The 17,959-nt window shown below is 66.2% G+C and carries 13 protein-coding genes; 8 read left to right on the plus strand and 5 right to left on the minus strand.

All coding sequences use genetic code 11. The features are described from left to right. The first annotated feature begins 32 nt into the window (after window positions 1-32). From IQ16_RS31050 to IQ16_RS31060, 4 genes are all read left to right on the plus strand, one after another. A complete protein-coding gene (locus tag IQ16_RS31050; RefSeq protein WP_018646183.1) occupies window positions 33-6,479 on the plus strand; it encodes a non-ribosomal peptide synthetase in 6,447 nt (2,148 codons plus the stop codon). A gap of 142 nt (window positions 6,480-6,621) precedes the next feature. Next, complete coding sequence (locus tag IQ16_RS45890; RefSeq protein ID WP_018646185.1) at window positions 6,622-6,789, plus strand: hypothetical protein; 168 nt, start codon at window positions 6,622-6,624, stop codon at window positions 6,787-6,789. Window positions 6,790-7,034: 245 nt separating this feature from the next. Further along, window positions 7,035-7,766, plus strand: coding sequence for a 4'-phosphopantetheinyl transferase family protein (locus IQ16_RS31055; protein ID WP_018646187.1), 732 nt, complete (start codon window positions 7,035-7,037; stop codon window positions 7,764-7,766). Beyond that, window positions 7,763-8,743: an LLM class flavin-dependent oxidoreductase gene (locus IQ16_RS31060; RefSeq protein ID WP_018646189.1), complete on the plus strand. Its 981-nt coding sequence runs from the start codon at window positions 7,763-7,765 to the stop codon at window positions 8,741-8,743. Before IQ16_RS31055 ends, IQ16_RS31060 begins: the two co-directional genes overlap by 4 nt. Window positions 8,744-8,880: 137 nt before the next feature. Here the strand turns inward: IQ16_RS31060 and IQ16_RS31065 are convergent, their stop codons facing one another. The 3 genes from IQ16_RS31065 to IQ16_RS31075 form a co-directional block, all read right to left on the minus strand. Beyond that, a complete protein-coding gene (locus IQ16_RS31065; protein WP_018646190.1) occupies window positions 8,881-9,906 on the minus strand; it encodes a histone deacetylase family protein in 1,026 nt (341 codons plus the stop codon). Window positions 9,907-10,037: 131 nt separating this feature from the next. Next, the gene (locus tag IQ16_RS31070) at window positions 10,038-10,976 is read right to left on the minus strand and encodes an SMP-30/gluconolactonase/LRE family protein (RefSeq protein WP_026312487.1); all 939 of its coding nucleotides are present in this window, start codon (window positions 10,974-10,976) and stop codon (window positions 10,038-10,040) included. Then, on the minus strand, window positions 10,933-13,005 hold the full coding sequence (locus IQ16_RS31075; RefSeq protein ID WP_018646192.1) for a PQQ-dependent sugar dehydrogenase: 2,073 nt from the start codon (window positions 13,003-13,005) through the stop codon (window positions 10,933-10,935). Before IQ16_RS31075 ends, IQ16_RS31070 begins: the two co-directional genes overlap by 44 nt. 200 nt (window positions 13,006-13,205) lie before the next feature. On the opposite strand from IQ16_RS31075, the gene IQ16_RS31080 reads away from it, so the two are divergent. Further along, on the plus strand, window positions 13,206-13,439 hold the full coding sequence (locus IQ16_RS31080; RefSeq protein WP_018646193.1) for a DUF6894 family protein: 234 nt from the start codon (window positions 13,206-13,208) through the stop codon (window positions 13,437-13,439). A 10-nt stretch (window positions 13,440-13,449) separates the two neighbouring features. After that, window positions 13,450-13,626 carry a hypothetical protein gene (locus tag IQ16_RS45895; protein ID WP_020608040.1) on the plus strand — a complete coding sequence of 59 codons (177 nt, stop codon included), beginning with the start codon at window positions 13,450-13,452 and terminating at the stop codon, window positions 13,624-13,626. Between the two features lie 87 nt (window positions 13,627-13,713). Here the strand turns inward: IQ16_RS45895 and IQ16_RS31085 are convergent, their stop codons facing one another. Beyond that, complete coding sequence (locus IQ16_RS31085) at window positions 13,714-14,487, minus strand: enoyl-CoA hydratase-related protein (protein WP_018646195.1); 774 nt, start codon at window positions 14,485-14,487, stop codon at window positions 13,714-13,716. A 124-nt stretch (window positions 14,488-14,611) separates the two neighbouring features. Between IQ16_RS31085 and IQ16_RS31090 the strand changes: the two genes are divergently transcribed. Both IQ16_RS31090 and IQ16_RS45900 read left to right on the plus strand, forming a co-directional pair. After that, on the plus strand, window positions 14,612-16,201 hold the full coding sequence (locus tag IQ16_RS31090; protein ID WP_026312488.1) for a gamma-glutamyltransferase family protein: 1,590 nt from the start codon (window positions 14,612-14,614) through the stop codon (window positions 16,199-16,201). A gap of 193 nt (window positions 16,202-16,394) precedes the next feature. Further along, a complete protein-coding gene (locus tag IQ16_RS45900) occupies window positions 16,395-16,619 on the plus strand; it encodes a hypothetical protein (protein ID WP_167526363.1) in 225 nt (74 codons plus the stop codon). A gap of 50 nt (window positions 16,620-16,669) precedes the next feature. Here the strand turns inward: IQ16_RS45900 and IQ16_RS31100 are convergent, their stop codons facing one another. Further along, window positions 16,670-17,956, minus strand: coding sequence for an NAD(P)/FAD-dependent oxidoreductase (locus IQ16_RS31100; RefSeq protein ID WP_018646198.1), 1,287 nt, complete (start codon window positions 17,954-17,956; stop codon window positions 16,670-16,672). Between the last annotated feature and the right edge of the window lie 3 nt (window positions 17,957-17,959).

Raw genomic sequence — 17,959 nt, forward strand, 5'->3', positions numbered from 1 at the left:
TGAGAAGAATAGCTCAATCAGATCAAAAGGGAATGGCATTGTCGGACATTGCATCCGGAGCGGGATCGGTCGGCGCGAGCCTGGAAACGAAGATCTTTTCCCATATCGGCGGCCTGCTTGACTTCTACGCCCGCAGGAGTCCTGCGGCGCCCGCTATCCTCGCCCCTGGACGGCCGGCCCTCACCTATGGCGCGCTTGGCGAGCGGACGCACGATCTCGTGCACACGCTGCGTGGGCTCGGCATCGCGCCTGCGGACCGGGTCGCCGTCGCGCTGCCGCGCGGCGCCGACAGCGCGCTGGCCCTGATCGCGGTCGCCTCAAGCTGCGCCTGCATCCCCGTCAATCCCGACCTGACCGCGGACGAGCTGCAACGCTATTTCAGCGAATTGAAGCTGACGGCGCTCGTCACCCGCGCCGACATGAACTCGCCCAGTCGCGACGTCGCCAAGGCGCTCGGTATCGCGGTGATCGATGTCGTGCCGGGGCCGAAAGACGATCTCGGCGGCTGTATATTCATGGGGCCGGGCGTCGGGCCTGCAAGTGCGAGCGGCGTCTCGCGCGGCGACGACGACGCCTTCATCCTGCTGACGTCGGGCACGGCCGCGCGGCCGAAAATGGTGCCGCTGACGCATCGCAACGTGTGCCTCTCTGCCTACAATGCCGGCCGCGTGCTGTCGCTCACGTCGCATGATCGCCTGCTCAACGTCCTGCCGCTGTTTCATGCCCATGGCTTGATCTCCGGCCTTCTGACCGCGCTCGCCGCGGGCTCCAGCGTGATCTGCACCGACGGCTTCGACGCCGCGTCCTTCTTCGGCTGGATGCGGGAGCTGCAACCGACCTGGTACACGGCGGTGCCGACCATCCATCGCGCGCTGCTGACGGCGGCGGAAGCGAACCCCGACCGCGTCCGAGCCTCGTCGCTGCGCGTGATCCGCTCGGCCTCGGCCTCGCTGGCGCCCGCCATCCTTGCCGGGCTGGAGGCGACGTTCGGCGTTCCCGTGCTCGAAACCTACGGCATGACGGAGGCGGCCTCGCAGATCGCGGCCAATCCGTTCGAGCTGCGCAAGGTCGGATCGGTCGGCCGCGCCGCGGGCCCCGAGATCGCGATCATGGACGAGGCGGGCCGCGCGCTCGCAAGCGGCGAGCATGGCGAGATCGTGCTGCGCGGCGCGAATATGACGCGTGGCTACTATAATGACGAGGCTGCGACAGAGGCCGCGTTCCGCAACGGCTGGTTCCGGACCGGCGATCTCGGCTATCTCGACGCCGACGGCTATCTCTTCATTGTCGGCCGCATCAAGGACGTCATCAACCGCGGTGGACAGAAGGTCTCGCCGATCGAGGTGGAAGACGTACTGCTCGGCCATCCAGCAGTGCTGGAAGCCGGCGTGTTTGCCGTCCCGCATCCGAAGCTCGGCGAGAACGTCGCTGCCGTCGTGGTGCTGCGGCCGAATTCCGAGGCGAACTCGGACCAGCTGCGCCAGTTCGCGCGAAAGCGTCTTGCGGCGTACAAGGTGCCGAGCCTGATCCGCAGCGTGGCCGCGCTGCCGAAGGGCGCCAGCGGCAAGGTCAAGCGCAACGCGCTGGTAGGGTTGATCACGGAGACCGCGGATGCCGGCGAGACACGCCTGCCGCGCAATGCGCTGGAGACCCAGCTCGCGGAGATCTGGGCCGGCCTCCTGGAGCTGCCGCAGGTCGGCATCGACCAGGACGTCTTCGCACTCGGCGCGGACTCGCTCGCGGTGACGCAGATGCGCTCCCGCCTGCGCGAACGCTTCAGCGTCGATTTCTCGTTCGAGGACATCTTTGATTGCGCCACGGTCACGGCGCTTGCGGCCCGGATCGAGACGGCAGCAACGCATCGCGACGTGGCGCTGCCGGCCTGGCGTCAGGCCGCTGCCGTGACAGCTGACGTGCCGCTGTCGTTCCAGCAGCAGCGGATGTATCTGCTGTCGCGGCTCGATCCGACGCGCTACAATTACAATGTCGTCGAAGTCGCGATGCTCAAGGGCCTGGTCGACGTCGCCGCACTCTCTGCGAGCCTCGCCGCGATCTGCGCGCGTCATGAGGCGCTGCGCTCGATCTTCATCGAACGGCAGGGCGAGCCGGCACAGCGCGTGCTGCAGTCCCCGCCGCGGTTCGAGCGGATCAAGCTCAAGCCCTGCCCCGCGGACAAGCGGGTGGCAATCATCCGGCGTGAGGCGCTCAAGCTCGCGCAATACAAGTTCGACCTAGCGCACGAGCCGCCGCTGAAAGTCACGCTGCTGTCGTTCGACAAATCCAGCCACGCGCTGGTCGTCAACGTCCATCACCTCGTCACCGACGGCTGGTCGCAGCGGTTGTTCTGGGAGGAGCTCGCCGCCCACTATGCCGCAGCACACAAGAAGGACGTGACGGCGCTGCCCTCGCCTGCTTTCCAGTATTGCGACTTCGCGCTCTGGCAGCAGGGCTGGACGCAGACGCCGGCCGCGAAGGAGCAGCTCGATTACTGGCGGGCGCAGCTCGACGGTGTCACCACGCTGCCGCTGCGGACCGATCGGCCACGACCGGAAGTCTGGAGCGGTCATGGCGCCCGGCACTATTTCGAGTTCTCCAGGATTCTCTCGGGCGACGTCCGCGCGCTGAGCCAGGCCCAGGGCGTCACGCCCTTCATGACCCTGCTCGCCGCCTTCCAGTGCCTGCTGTTCCGGCACACTGGACACGAGGACGTCGCGACGGGATCGCTGATCGCCAACCGCAACCAGATCGAGAGCGAGCGCCTGATCGGGCTCTTCGCCAACACCCTGATCCTGCGCAACGATTTTGGCGGCGATCCGAGCTTCGGCGAGATGTTGCGGAGGGTGCGTCAGGTGACGCTGGACGCCTACCGCAATCAGGATCTTGCGATCGAGGAGGTGCTGCGCGCGCTGCAGGTCGCGCGAAGGACGGACGGCAATCCGCTGTTCCGGATCATGTTCATCCTCCAGAACGCCTCGATCGAGGCGGCGCGCTTCACCGGCCTGTCGACCCGGCGGCTGGAGGTAGACCCGAAGGTGGCACGCTTCGACATCACGCTCGAACTGGTCGAGGCCGACGGGCGCTTCACCGGCTTCTTCGAATACGCCACGGATCTGTTCGACGCGGTAACGATCGAAGGCATGGCCGCGCAGTTCAAGACCCTGCTCAAGGCCGTCATCGTCGATCCGGAACAGCGCATCTCGCGCCTGCCGCTGCTGACCGAGGCCGAACGCCGGCAGTTGCTGGCGAAAGGCCACGGCGTGCCGGCCAACTTCGCCGCACGCGGCAATCTGAACGAACGCTTCGAACGCCAAGCGAAGAAGACGCCGAACGCGATCGCGGTGTCGGACGGTCGCGCATCCCTGAGCTATCGCGAGCTGGCGCGCCGCAGCCAGGCGATCGCGCGCTGGCTCCTGCGCGAGGGCGTGGGGGCCGAGACGGTGGTCGCCTTGCTCGCCGAGCGCGGCCCCGATCTGCTCGCCGCCATGATCGCGGTACAGCGCGTGGGCGCGGCCTTCCTGAACCTCGATCCGGACCAGCCGACCGCACGGCTCACGACCATCCTCGGATCGAGCTGCGCCGGCGTGCTGCTGACCGGGCGCGCCCAATCGGCCGTGGTCGAGGGGCTGCTCGAGCCGCTGGTCGAGCGCATCCAGGTGGCCGAACTCGACGACACCATCGCGCCAGGGATGACCAAGCCGGCCCGCGCCGCGGGGCGCGCAGCCTCGAGCCTTGCCTATCTCATCTATACGTCCGGCTCCTCCGGCGCGCCGAAGGGCGTCATGATCGAGCAGCGCGGCCTGTCGAACCATCTGGCCTCGCTGATTGCCGAGCTGAAGCTGTCGCCTAAGGACGTGATCGCGCAGACCGCGCCGCAGAGTTTTGTCATTTCTGTCTGGCAATTCCTCGCAGGCCCCATGGTCGGCGCGCGCGTGCATGTCTGCGGCACGGCGACCGTGCAGGACCCGATCCTGCTCGCCCGGGAGATCGAGCGCGAGCACATTTCGGTGATCGAGATCGTGCCCTCACTGCTCCGCGTGATCCTCGACCGCATGGACGAGGCGCAGGTCCGGCGCGCCTTCGCGAAGTTGCGGGTCCTGATCTCGACCGGCGAGCCGCTGCCGGTCGATCTCTGCCGCGCCTGGTTCGCCCGCTGCCCGAAAGTGCCGCTGATCAATGCCTATGGGGCGTCGGAATGTTCCGACGACGTGTCGCTACATCGTCTGACCAAGGCGCCGGCGATAGCGACGGGCAACGTTCCAATCGGCGCGCCGCTGCCGAACACCCAGCTCTACGTGCTCGACGCACACCTCCAGCCGCAGCCGGCCAGCGTGACCGGCGAGCTCTGCATCGGCGGCGCCGGAGTCGGCCGCTTCTATGTCAACGATCCCGCGCAGAGCCGGCAACGTTTCCTGCCCGATCCGTTTTCGCGCCAGGCCGGCGGCCGCCTCTACCGCACCGGCGACCTCGCCCGCCGCCGCGCTGATGGCACGATCGAATGCCTCGGCCGCGCCGACCATCAGGTCAAGGTCCGCGGCTATCGCATCGAGCTCAAGGAGATCGAGAACGCGCTTGCCGATCATCCTGACGTGCGCACCGGCGTCGTCGAGCCTCGCCCCGAAGCCGGCGGCGATGTCAGACTGATCGCCCATATCGTCGCCAGGCCCGACAGCCGGGTCAGCGCCAGCGAGCTGCGCGAATTCCTGAAGAGCCGGCTGCCCGGCCATGCCATCCCGTCCGCCTTCCTGTTCCTGGACCAGGTGCCGCTCAACGCCCATGGCAAGATCGATCGCTCCGCGCTGCTGGCACCCGCACAACAGGAAACCTCCACGCCAGATGCTGCCGCCGTGCCAGCGCGGCATTTTACCGAAAAGGTGCTCTCCGACATCTGGATCGACCTGCTGAAGGTCGAGAGCCTCGGGGTGACAGACAATTTCTTCGATCTCGGCGGCCATTCGCTGCTGGCCGGCCAGGCGATGGCGCGCGTCGCCCGGGCGCTCGGCGTGTCACTGCCGATCAAGACCATTTTCGAGGCGCCGACGGTCGAAGAGCTTGCCCGTCGGGTCGACGAGGCCGTAGCAGCGAAACCGCACAAGCCTGCCGCAAGCGTATCGCGGCTGATCGACAGCGGTCCGCCGACGCTCTCGATCGCGCAGGACCAGATGATTCGGATCGAGCAGAACCTGCCGGGCCTGCCGCTGTTCAACCTGCCCTTTGCCTTCCGTCTCCAGGGCCCGCTCGATCCGGCCATCCTCGCGCAAGCATTCGGCGACATCGTACGCCGCCACGAATCGCTGCGGACCGGTTTCGGCTGGAGCGGCAAAGAGCCCGTCAGCCGCATCGCCACTCCGAGCGAGCTCGGGCCCGTCCTCACCGTCGAGGTCATCGGCGACGGGCGGCGGCACAACAACAAGCGGCGCAAGGCGCTCGAGCTCCGAAAGATCGATCTGCTGATCGAGCAGGAGACCTACGCCCCGTTCGACATCGCGCGGCCGCCGCTATTGCGGGCGCGGTTGTTGCAGCTCCATGCCGACGACCACGTGCTGCTGCTGACGCTGCATCATGTCATTGCCGACGGCTGGTCGATCGGGGTGCTGTTCGAGGAATTGTCCAGCCGCTATGCGGCGTTGGCCGGGCGCCCCGCAGCACCGCTACTGAGGCCGCCGCCGGCCTTTTCGGACGTCGCGCGCTGGCAGCGCTGGTGGTGTGGCACCGACGCCGCCCGTCGCCAGGCCGCCGACTGGACGGAGAATTTACGCGGCGCGGCTCCGATCTTCGAGGGCGAAGCGGACCCGGGCGCGTCCACCGGGCACCATCCGCTCTGGCTCGAGCCCGATCTGATCGCGCGACTCACCGCATTCGCGGGCCAGCACAACGCCACGCTGTTCATGTGTCTGCTGACTGGCCTGAAAGCCCTGCTGCTGGCGCGGACCGGCCGCACCGACATCTCGGTCGCCACCGCCATGGCCAATCGCGCCCAGCCGGACACCGACCGCATCGTCGGCCCGTTCGAGAACACGGTGATCGTCCGAACGACAATCACGCCGGATCTGTCGTTCGCGCAGGCCCTGAGCCGGGTGCGCCAGAGCGTGCTCGATGCGCATGCGCGGCAGGAGCTGCCGTTCAACATGCTGGCCGACCATCTGGAGCGGGAGGGGATCGACCCGGCCGCGCTGCTCCAGGTCTATTTCACGCTGCAGAATCCGCTGCGCCAGCCGCTCGATCTGCCGGAGATTGCAGTGCAATCGATCGGAAATGTCGCGCGCGAGGGCCAGCCGGTGCTGCCGATCGACCAGACCTGGCTGTCGCTGATGCTGAAGGAGCGCCCGACCGGAATCACCGGTTCATGCAATTACAAGCACGAGCTCCTCGACGGCGGCACGGTCCGCACATGGATGGCGGATCTCGTCGCGCTGCTGGCGGCGGCCGTCGACCAATCCGGCACACCACTCGGCCAGCTGCTCGCGCGCAAGGCGGCATGACCGGCCGTACACGAGGGCGAATACAGGTTCACTCGTCAAAGCTGTGCATGATCAAGTTGCATCTTGATTATTTGGCGCCATCGCGCAAGATTATTCCCGCCATTTTGATTTGGACGATTATTTTCAACCGGGGGAGTGCGTTATGGGTTTCATCAAATTTACCAAGGGCACCTCGTTGAGCGACAAGGACCGCAAGGCCCTGCAGAAGCTGCTGACCAACGAGAAGAAGAAGCTCCAGGCCGCGATGAAGGACGTCGACGCCAGCCTTTCGATGCTGGGCGGGTCGAAGAAGGCCAAGAAGAAAAAGTAAGACTAGTCGGCAGGGACGCCGCACCAATCTTCAGGCTTCATTTTTCGGCCTCCGGTTTTCAAATTGGGCCGCTCGCTCGTCGAGTTGGGGTCTCGCACAAGCTTGCGCCTGTAAACCGGCCTGCAAATCGACAAGAATTTGCCTGGGTGGACCGCTAAGACCGGTCCACTGGTTGATTCTTGCTCAGTTGATTCTTCCGTCAGGGCCGGGGATTTGTCCTCTGCCTGACGCCAAAGGCCCAATTGATGGCAGACGACAGAATTGAACTGTTTGTCGGACTGATCGCGACCATTGACGCGCCGGGCGCAGCCGATGCGTGCCGACGGCTGCTCTCGGTCGACGAACGGATCCGCGCCGACCGCTTCAAGTTCGAGCGGCATCGGCGGCAATATATATTCGCGCACGCCATGCTGCGCCTGGCGCTGTCCCAGGTCGCGCCGAACGTCGCTCCCACCGACTGGTCCTTTGGGGCCGGCCGTTATGGGCGCCCGTTCGTCGCATCGCCCAAAACCTCGACCGCGCTGCATTTCAGCCTGTCGCACGCCGACGGCTGCGTTGCCTGTGTCGTATCCGGGCATGAGGCGGTCGGCGTCGACGTCGAAACAGTGTCACGGCGCGTCGCCCCGCTTTCCACCGCGAATCGCTTCTTTGCGCCGGAGGAGGTCGAAACGCTGCGCAGGCTGCCGGAGCCGGCGGCGATCGAGCGCTTTTTCGACTATTGGACGCTCAAGGAGGCCTATCTGAAGGCCAGGGGCTTCGGGCTCAACCTGCCGCTCGACGCCTTCGCGATGCAGGTCTCGCGCGAGGCCATCGAGATCAGCTTCAAGCCCGATATCGTCGACGATCCCTCGGGATGGCGCTTCTCGCTGTGCTCTCCCTCCCCCTCGCATCGCCTCGCGATCGCCGACGGCTCCCGGGCGCACGGCGGCCTTCCCATCAGCCGCAATGCCTGGCCGCTCCAGGAAGCGGCTGAATGACGGCCTCGCGGCTGCGCGTCTTTCCCGCGATCTCGCGCAACCGCGATCCCAAGCAATATGTCGGTGAGCTGATGCGGGTGGCAGAGTTCGCCGACCGCAACGGCTTCGAAGGCATTCTGCTGTTCGAAGGCAACGACGTGTTCGTCGAGCCCTGGGCCATGGCCCAGCACATCATGGCGGAGACGACCCGAAGCTCGCCGCTGATCGCGGTCAACCCGGTCTACATGCACCCGTTCACGGCGGCGAAATTCGTCTCGTCTTTTGCGCAGCTCTACGGTCGCAAGGTCTATCTCAACATGATCACGGGGACCGCGGTCAGCGACTTGCAGGGCCTCGGCGACGAGCAGACCCATGCCGACCGCTATGTCAGGCTCGGCGAGTTCGTCGCGCTGATGCGCCAGCTGCTCTCGAGCCCGCGGCCCGTGACTATCGAGGGCCGGTTCTATCGCGCCAGCAATCTGCAACTGCGGCCGCGTCTGCCGGCGGAGTTGATGCCTGAATTCCTGATCGCGGGCCAGTCGGAAGCGGCGCAGCGTGTGGCGAAGGAGACCGGCTGCATCAAGATGCAGATGCTGCCGCCCGATCTCGATGATGGCTTCGCGGCACCCGGCATGAACTTCGGCATCTTCGCACGCGAGAGAAGCGACGAGGCGCGGCAGGCGGCGAAGGCACGCTTCCGCGACAACCCCGACGATCGCGAGCTGCTCGCGCTCACCGTGGAGAACAGCGACTCCGTGTGGAAGCGGCGGCTATATGAGGGGCAAAGCGGCGAGCTTCAGCCCAACGGCTACTGGCTGCTGCCATTCCTGACCTTCCAGGCCGACTGCCCCTATCTCGTCGGCAGCTACGAGGAGATCGGCGCCAAGCTGAGGGCGTTTGCGGCGAAGGGACTGACCACGATCATGCTCGACATGGTCGCGGACGAGACCGAGATGCAGCACGTCTGCAAGGCGCTGGCGGCAAGCGGGATGTTTTAACTACTGACCACACTGCATCCGCATCGTCATTGCGAGGAGCCCTTGCGACGAAGCAATCCAGGCTGATGCCGGGGAAAGATGCTGGATTGCTTCGCTTCGCTCGCAATGACGGAGAATGACGGTCTATTCAGCGAAACTCACCTTGCCTCTTCAAACCCCGCCAGCACCGAAGTCAAATTCGCGCCGAGGATATCCGAGAGATAGCCGCCTTCCTGCACGAATACGGTCGGCAGGCCCAGCTTGGCGATGGCCTGGCCGATGCGGCGGAAGCCGGGCGTGGTAACGGCAAGGCCCTTCAGCGGATCGTGTTCGGAGGCATCGAGGCCGAGCGCGATGACGAGGGCGCCGGGCGCAAAGGACTCGATCGCCTTGCGCGCGACGTCCATCGCCTGCATGTAGCCGTCGTCGCCGGTGCCGATGGCGAGGGGAATGTTGAGATTGGCGCCCAGGCCCGGGCCCTCGCCGCGCTCATGCGCATAGCCCCACACATAGGGATAGTACGCGATGGGATCGGCATGGATCGAGATCGTGTAGACGTCAGGCCGCGCGTAGAAGATGCCTTGCGTGCCGTTGCCGTGATGGACGTCGACGTCGAGGATCACGACGCGCTCGTGCTTGAGCCGCAGATGCGCCGCCGCGATCGCGCTGTTGTTGAGGAAGCAGAAGCCGCCGGCCATGTCGCGATAGGCGTGATGGCCGGGCGGACGGCAGAGCGCGTAGGTCGCATCCTCGCCGTCCATCACCATTTGCGCCGCCGTCACCGCAACGTCCGTTGCGGCACAGGCCGCCGCCCAGGTGCCCGGACCGATCGGCGCCGCGGTGTCGGCGGTGTGCCAGCCGAGCTTGCCGACGATGTGGGTGGGATAGGTCGCGGCGTGGCGCACGGGATGGATATTGCCGATCATCTCCGGACCGGAATCGCCAAGCGCGGTCCAGGCATCCCAGGCTTCGCTCAGGAACGTCAGGTATTCCGGACTGTGAATGCGTGCCCGCGGCCCCTGCCCGAACTTGGTCGGCTCGACCAGTTGATGCTTGCCGTCCTTCAGGCCCTTGAGCAGGCGGTCGGCGCGCTCGGGCTGCTCGGTGGTGCGCTTGACGACGCCGCGAACAAGGAAGAATTGCGGATCGTGGCTCCGGTGCAGTTCGGTATGGACGGCTTTCACTCAAACACTCCGTGGTCGCGAGGGGTGCCACAGATGTCTTGATGCCTGCGGCGGCCGGATGCAAGCAAGAAGAATGCCGCCCTCGCGCCACTGTTCTGCACGGGAAGCAGACCGGCTTTAAGCGGTGGGCTCTAGCAGCGGCCGCGCTGGAGGCAGTGCTCGCGGCCCTGCTGGTCGGTGCGGAAGGCCTCGATGAAGCCGCCCTGGCGCTGGGTGACGAAGACGGTCTTGCCGTCGCTGCCGCCGAAGGCAAGGTTGGTCGGCTCCTTGGCCCTCAGCGGGATCTCGCGCTCGACCGCGCCGGTCGGCTTCATCAGCGCGATCGTGCCCTTGAGAATGCGCGCGACGTAGAGACGGCCTGCAACGTCCGTGCGCAGGCCGTCGATGGTGTCGGGCTGAAACGCCTTGACCAGTCTTGCCGCGGTGAGCTCGTTGCCGTTGATCGCATAGGACCAGATCTGGCCGCTGCTGGATTCACCGACATAGAGCGTCTTGCCGTCGGGACTGAGATCGATGCCGTTGGTGGTGCCCATCGCGCGCGGCGCCGACATCACCTGCCCCTGCACCGATCCGTCCGCGGCTTTCGCGATGCGCCAGATGTGGCCTTCGCGCCCCTTCCAGTTCGGATCGCTCGCATAGATCGTGCCGTCGCGCGCGATGGTGATGTCGTTGGGCTGGCTCATCTCGTCGGAGTGAAACCAGACGGCAGGTTCGGTCGCTCCCTTCGCCATCGCGAAGATGTTGTGCTTCTTGTAGTCGGCGATGAACATGGTGCCGCTGCGATCGAAGCGGATCGCGTTGCCGACGCTGCCTTCGGGCAGCGTCGTGAACAGCTCCGAAGCGGCGGCGCCCGCGGGCAATTTGCCGATGGTGCCGGGCTTGCCGAAATTGACGACGAACAGATTGCCGTCGAGATCGGCGGCGGGCCCTTCGATGCCGAAGGTGTATTCGCTGGCTGGCGTCACCTGCACGCTGTCGAACAGTTTTGTTTCGGCAGCGGCCGGCGGCGTCGCGACAAGCAGGATGCTACTGCACAGGCACCAGAAATTCCTGCCGGATGTAATAGCCATCGTCGTCGGTGCACTCGCCGTTCAGATAGGGATCGGCCGGCCGGAAGAATCGGCTGAAGCCGGGTCTGTCTACAGCGCTCCTTTGTGTCACGACGACGACCTTGGCGGCCGGTATTTCGCCGCATTCCTTGTTGGTTTTGCTGAAAAACTTGCGCTGCGGCGGACCGGGCTTGATCCGCATCCGCGTGCCCGGAACCATTTTGGCGACGAGCAGGTCCGCGGTATCGAGCAGGCGCGTGTAACCGGGCTCGGTCTTGGGCAGGCTCTCGCCGCCCGGCGGCATCAGCTTCTCGGCGCCGAGGCCGCGCAGGCGCGTGCGCAGCTTGCCGGCATCGGGATCGCCGGGATAGATCCAGCCGTCCTGCGACAGCATGAAGCGCAGCGCAGTTGCGTCCTTCTCTGCGTCCGTTTGGCCTGCCCTCAGGCCGAAATCGGAATGGCAGCCGACGCAGTGCTTCTCGACAAGGCCCTTGCGCAAGGTGGTGAGGCGAATGCTGTTCTGTGCATCCCTGGCGACGAAGGCTGCGAGCTGGTCGATCATCGCCTGGCTGCGCGCGTCGCAGGGTAGCGGCGGCGGCGGATCGCCTGCGGCGCGATCGATCCGGATCACGGTCTGGTTCTTGTCCTCGACCAACCAGATGGCGCCGTCCTCCGCGACCGTCATGCCGACGGGGGCGCCTTGCGGCCGCGCGCCGTTGACGCGATGCCAGCCGGCGATCAGCTCGTCGAACGGCGCGGCGGCGACCTCGCCAGTGTCGGTCTGGAAACTGCGCGTCGGATCGGCCGCGCAGCTGACGTGGTATCGCACCGGCGGAGGGCTCGGCCTGGGAAAGCCATGATCGTCAACGTCGTAGACGAGAACGCGGCTGCCGGTCGGACGATAGCCGTGCAGGCCGACAAGCAGCTTGCCTTCCAGCTCGGGGAATTTCGCGCCGTGGTAATAGAGCATGGCGAGCGGCGCACCATGCGGCGGCATCAGCGAGAGCGGCGGCTTGTAGAGGGGATTGGCTGAGCAGAACGATTTGTAGATTCCCGATTGCAGCACGAGCCTGAATTCGGAGCTCGGCGTCGACAGGTCGTAGCAATAGGGCCAGCCATAGTGCCTGCCCGGCTCGATCGCGTTGATCTCCTCGTTCGGCTTGAAGATATCGGGCAGGTCGCGGCCGTTCTCGCCTTGCAGGAAGGCGTAGCCGTCATCCGGAAACATCGGGTGCAGCGCCAGTGCCATCGAGTTGCGCAAACCACGCGCATAGACGGTGTGCGGCGGATCGGGATCGCCAGGCTTCAACGCCGGGAAGACGCCGCCTGCGGGCGGCGTGAACAGCCAGATCGCGGCCATCGCCGCGCCCCCTTCGGCCGCGGCGCAGGGCTTTGTGATCGGCGCCGGCGTGATGCAGTCGTCGCTGTGCGAGCCGACATTGACGAACAGCCGCCCGTCGCGATCGAAGACGAACTGCTTCAGCGGGTGCGCGCTCTCGTCGAGCCTCGTGCCGTCAGGCAAGGTGATCCGGCGCCCGGGCATGTGCCGGACGATGGTCTCGACCGTGCTGCGAGGGTTGTCCGCCAGCGGGTCGAACCGGAAGATCGTCTCCGCGGTCGAGGCATAGAGTCTCTTGTCCGGGCCAATCACGAGGCCGAACGGGTATTCGAGCCCCGTCAGCAGCTCCTTGAACCGCTTGCCCTCTCCAGCGCGCGGATCGAGCAGCAGCAACCGCCCGTCGGTGTGACCCCAGCCGCCCATGTCGGCAACCACGAACAGGTCACGGCCGGGCACCTGGACGATCGAACGCGGGAATTTGAGGCGGTCCTCCTCGCTGGCAACGAGGCCGGCGCAAAATCCTGCCTTCATGTCGAGCTGGATCCGGGGAAACGCGAGGTCACCGCTGCCGCAGCTATCCGAACCGATTGCGTAGCCGCTCTTCCTGACCGGCTCGGACGAAGCCGGGGCGAAGCCGAGCAGCGCGGCGGCCAGGACCGCTGCCAGCAGGCGCAGATTTCGCCGTTCGCTCCCGAATGTGAACTGGTTCACGGTGCCCCCGACTTCCCGGGGACGCTTGTTCCATGGCACCCGCGCGCCGTCCAGTCATCACTCGCCTGTGATTAAACCTGTAACGACCTTGGTGCCGACCAATCTCCGTAAATTCCCTTACCGGGCTCGACCCGAATGTTTCGCGAATGCTTGGGGTGGTATCGGTTTGCCGTCCCAATCGCTTTCTACAGGAGGCGCTTATGGTCCAGGTCTACTTTCACTGCTCCAACACCGAGGGCACGCTGATCGACCGCTACGGCGCCGCCGTTGCCAGTCTGACCGAGGCGCGCGACCGCGCCACCCAGATCATGCACTCGATGATCCAGACGCCCGGTGCCGAAGACTGGCGCGACTGGGTGATCCATGTCAGCGATGACGATGGCGAGGAGATCTTCGATCTTCCCTTCACCGCCATGCTTGGCAAGCCGCACTGAGGTCAATGCCATGCTGCTCGCTTCACTCAGCCTGCTCCGCCAACCCCTGACTTTCGTCGCCAGCAAATGGCAGACGCTGGTGAAGGTCGCCGGCAACCCCTACCGCCCCGAGCTTCACTATATGCGCGGGCCCGGCCCGAAATGGCGCGCCAAATATCAGGCCAGCCGGCTCGACCGCTCGCTCTGAGCGCACCGGCTTCGCTTTCCAGCTGATTTCCGTCTCTTCATCATCATGGCCGGGTTTCCCGGCCATGACGCGTTTGGGAACGGCCCTTCACCGTCCTGTAAACCTCGCCTTGCGCTTCTCGACAAAAGCGGTGCGCCCTTCGATGGCATCCGCGCTCCTGCGGATCGTGGCCTGAAGCTCGATCTCGCGGCGGAACTGCGCTTCATAGGTCGCGTGTTCGCTCTCCTCGACCAGCGCGCGGGTTGCGACCAAAGCGCGCGTCGGGCCCTCCGCCAGGCGGCGCGCCAGCACCAGCGCCTCGTCCATCAGCTTCGCATCGTCGACGACCTGCCGCACCAGGCCGATCTCCTGGGCGCGTTCGGCAGTCAGCGGCTCGTTGAGCAGCATCAGCTCGAGTGCGCGCTGCCGGCCGACGAGGCGCGGCAGCAGCCAGGTCGAGCCGAGATCGGGCACCAGCGCAATGCGGCTGAACACTTGAATAAAACTCGCCGACCGCGCCGCGACGATGATGTCGCCAGCCATCGCAAGGCTGAAGCCGCCGCCGGCCGCCACCCCGTTGACGGCGACGACGACGGGCACGCGACATTCGCGCAGCGCCCGGAAGGCCGGCCAGTAGAACCGCATCACGCCGGCGGCGATGTCCTCGCCGAGCGACTCGGACGCCTTCAAATTCTGCCCTGAGCAAAAACCGCGCCCGGCGCCGGTGAGGACCAGGGCACGCACACCCTCGTCCTGCGTCATCTCGGCGATGGCGGTGGCGAGTGCGCCGAGCAGGTCCGGCGTCATCGCGTTCAGGCTCGCGGGCTCGTCGAGGGTCAGAATCCCGACCGCACCATCCCGCGCCTGTTTCACACCTGCCATGTCGCGTCTCCCTTTGGATGTTCTCGTTGGCGGCAATGTGCCATTGTCCGCGCGCTCCGCCAATCCGGAGCTCGACGTCACCGCAACGAAGCCAAGACAACAAGACACAGAACAAAACGACACCATGCCTCATCAGTTCAGCCTCGCCCAGACCGTCCGCAAACCCGCCGTCACATCCAAGGGCGGCATCGTCGCCGCGCAGTCGCGGCGGGCGGCCGAAGTGGGCGCCGAGGTACTGGCGGCGGGCGGCGACTGCGTGGATGCGATCGTGGCAACCACCATGGCGCTCAACGTGCTGGAGCCATGGAACAGCGGCATCGGCGGCGGCGGCGCGATGGTGCTCTACCGCGCCAAGGAAAATCGCTATGAGGTGATCGACTACGGCATGTGTGCGCCGCAAAGCCTGCGCGTCGCCGACTATCCGCTCAGCGGCCAGGGCGCGGCCTCCGATCTGTTTCCATGGCCGCGGGTGAAGGACGACCGCAACATCCACGGCCCCGGCGCGGTCGCAGTGCCTGGCGTCGTCGCCGGCATGGAGGAGGCGTATCGCCGCTACGCGAAGCTGCCGTGGAAGGATCTGGTCGCACCGGCTGTCGCACTCGCCGGCGAAGGCCTGCTGGTCGATTGGTGGACCACGCTGACGATCGCGAACTCGGCGGCCGACCTCCGGCGCTATCCCGCAAGCGCAGCGACATTCCTGAAGGACGGCCTGCCGCCGAGCGCGCCGTGGGGCATCAAGTCCGAGACGCGGCTGCCGCTGAACAATCTGAAGGCGACGCTGTCGCATCTCGCCGACGCCGGCCCGCGCGATTTCTACCAGGGCGATCTCGCCAGGAGCATCGCCTCCGACATCAAGGCCGACGGCGGCTCGCTGTCGGTGGAGGACCTCGCCGCGTTCCGCAGCCATCTTCGCGAACCGCTGGCGATCCCCTATCGCGGCGGCAAGGTGTTTGCGACCCCGGAGCTCACGGCCGGGCCGACCATGGCGCATGCGCTGCGCCTGCTGCAGCAAAGCCTGAAGCCCGCCAGCGCGCCGGACGCGGCCGCCTATATCGAATATGCGCTGGCCCTGCAGGCGGCCTTCCGCGAGCGGCTCAAGGACATGGGTGATGCCGACGGCAAGCGCTCGCTCGGCGCCGAATATCTTGCACCCGCCTGCACCACTCATTTCTCCGTGGTCGACCGCCACGGCAATATCGCGGCGGTGACGCAGACGCTGCTCTCGTCGTTCGGCTCGAAATACGTGACGCCGCACAGCGGCATCGCCATGAACAACGGCATCATGTGGTTCGACCCGACGCCCGGCACCACCAACTCGCTCGTATCAGGCAAGCGCTGTCTCTGTAATTACACGCCCGTCATCGCCGAAACCGCGGACGGCAAGCGTCTCGCAGTCGGCGCCTCCGGCGGCCGCCGCATCCTGCCCTCGGTGATGCAGCTCGTGTCCTTTGCGATGGATTTCGGCATGGACCTCGATGCCGCCATCCACCAGCCGCGCATCGATGCCAGCGAAGGCGCGGTGGTGATCGGCGATTCCCGCCTGTCGGCCGAGGTGCGTCAAGCTCTCGCCGCGCGCTTCGACTATGAAGAGAGCCGCGTGCAGGCTTTGCCGCAGAAATTCGCCTGCCCGAGCGTGGTGATGCGCGAGGGCGAGATCAATTCCGGCGCGGTCGAGATCTTCCAGCCCTGGGCCGATGCGGTGGCGGAGGTCTGAGCCGGCTGACGAGAGAGCGTGCCAGCGGTGAACCGCGGGCACGTCGCAAGCGCGAATGTGCCAGCGCGCGTTGAGCCGATGCGCGATTGCGCATCTCTGCGAGCGTCACGACTCCTCCACATTTACGGGGAACTTAGCTGCGCGTCGTTCGTTCATCGAACGGACAAGTGCGCTCGCCCCACTGGAGGACACGATGAAGAAACTTGCGCTCGCCGCGTCGCTGATCGTTGCAGCTGGCCTCACACTCACCAGTCCCGTGATGGCCAAAGGCGGCCATGGCGGCGGGCACGGTCATGGTCATGGCCATGCGATGGGCCATCATCACCATGGCGCGCCGTACGGATGGTACCATGGGCGCAAGGTCGGCTGGCGCGGTCACGGGTGCCCGCCCGGACTGTGGAAGCAGGGCCGCTGCTGACGCGATCTGCCATTCCTGCAAGGCGCTGCCCGTAACAAGGCGGCGCCTTTTTAAATGCCCAGCCGGTCCCGCACGCGGCCCGCGATCACGGCGGTCGCGACGCCGACCGGCCAGAACGCGTGCATCGGGATCGGCTTGATGCCCGTGACAGGCATGTCGAGCTCGGCCTTGGCGCCGCCGATCAGCCGGCGAGTAAGCTGCGCGCCCATTGCGGTCGAGAGCGCGACGCCGCGGCCGTTGCAGCCGAGCGAGATCAGGATGCCTTCCGCCGGCTCATGCACGTGCGGATAATGATCCCCGGTAATGGCGAGCCGGCTATTCCAGCCATGGGTCCAGGCGACGCCCTTGATTTGGGGCCACAGCCTCTCCGCATAACGCATGAGATAGGCGACGTCGTGCGGTGAGTTGATCCAGCGCATCGGGCCGCGGCCCCCCATCAGCAGGCGGTTCTGCTGGTCGATGCGATAGTAAACGGTGATGTGTCCGCTCTCGTAGAGCACGGGCCGCGTCGGCATGATCGAGCGGGCGACCTCGTCCGACAGCGGCGCGGTGGCGGCGATCGAGGAAAACACCGGCACGATGGTGCGGCGGAGCGCCGGCCAGAGATCGTCGGTGAAGCCGTTGGTCGCAAGCAGAACCTTGTCCGCATGCACGACCGCGCGCGGCGTCTCGATACGCCAGCGACTGCCGTCGCGGCGAAGCGATAGCGCCGGCGTTTCGCCATGGACTTTAGCGCCCGCCGATATCGCGGCGCGCGCGAGACCGCGGGCGTAGCTGAGGGGATGCAGATCGCCGCCGCGTGTGTCCAGCATCGCGCCGACGTAGCGGTCGGTGCCGGTCATCTCGCGCAGTTGCTCGCGGTTCAGATACGTCACGGGCATGCCGCGGCGGATGCATTGCTGCGCGGTGTTTTCGATCGCAGCAGCGCTGGCCAAATGATAGGCCGCGCGCAGCGTGCCGTTCTGCCGCGCTTCGCAGGGGATCTGGTAGCGGCGGATCAAATCGTGCGTGAAGTTCGTGGTGCCGTAGGAGAACTCGATCATGCGGCGGCCAAGCTCCGCGCCGAAATCCGCCTCGATCTGATCGGGGTCGTGCTTCAATCCGGGATTGGTGTGGCCGCCATTGTTGCCGGATGCGCCCCAGCCCGGCTCCTGCGCTTCCAGCACCAGCGCCTCGACGCCCTGCTCGGCCAGATGCAGCGCAGTGGACAGGCCGGTATAGCCGCCGCCGACGATTGCGACGGAAACGCTTGTGTCTGTATCGAGCGGCGGCGTCGCAACCGGCGCGACGGCGGTGTCGGCATAGAGCGAGGGCGGCAGAGGCAGGCGCGCATTCATGGC

It is taken from the genome of Bradyrhizobium huanghuaihaiense (genome assembly GCF_007830635.1).
GTDB lineage: Bacteria > Pseudomonadota > Alphaproteobacteria > Rhizobiales > Xanthobacteraceae > Bradyrhizobium > Bradyrhizobium huanghuaihaiense.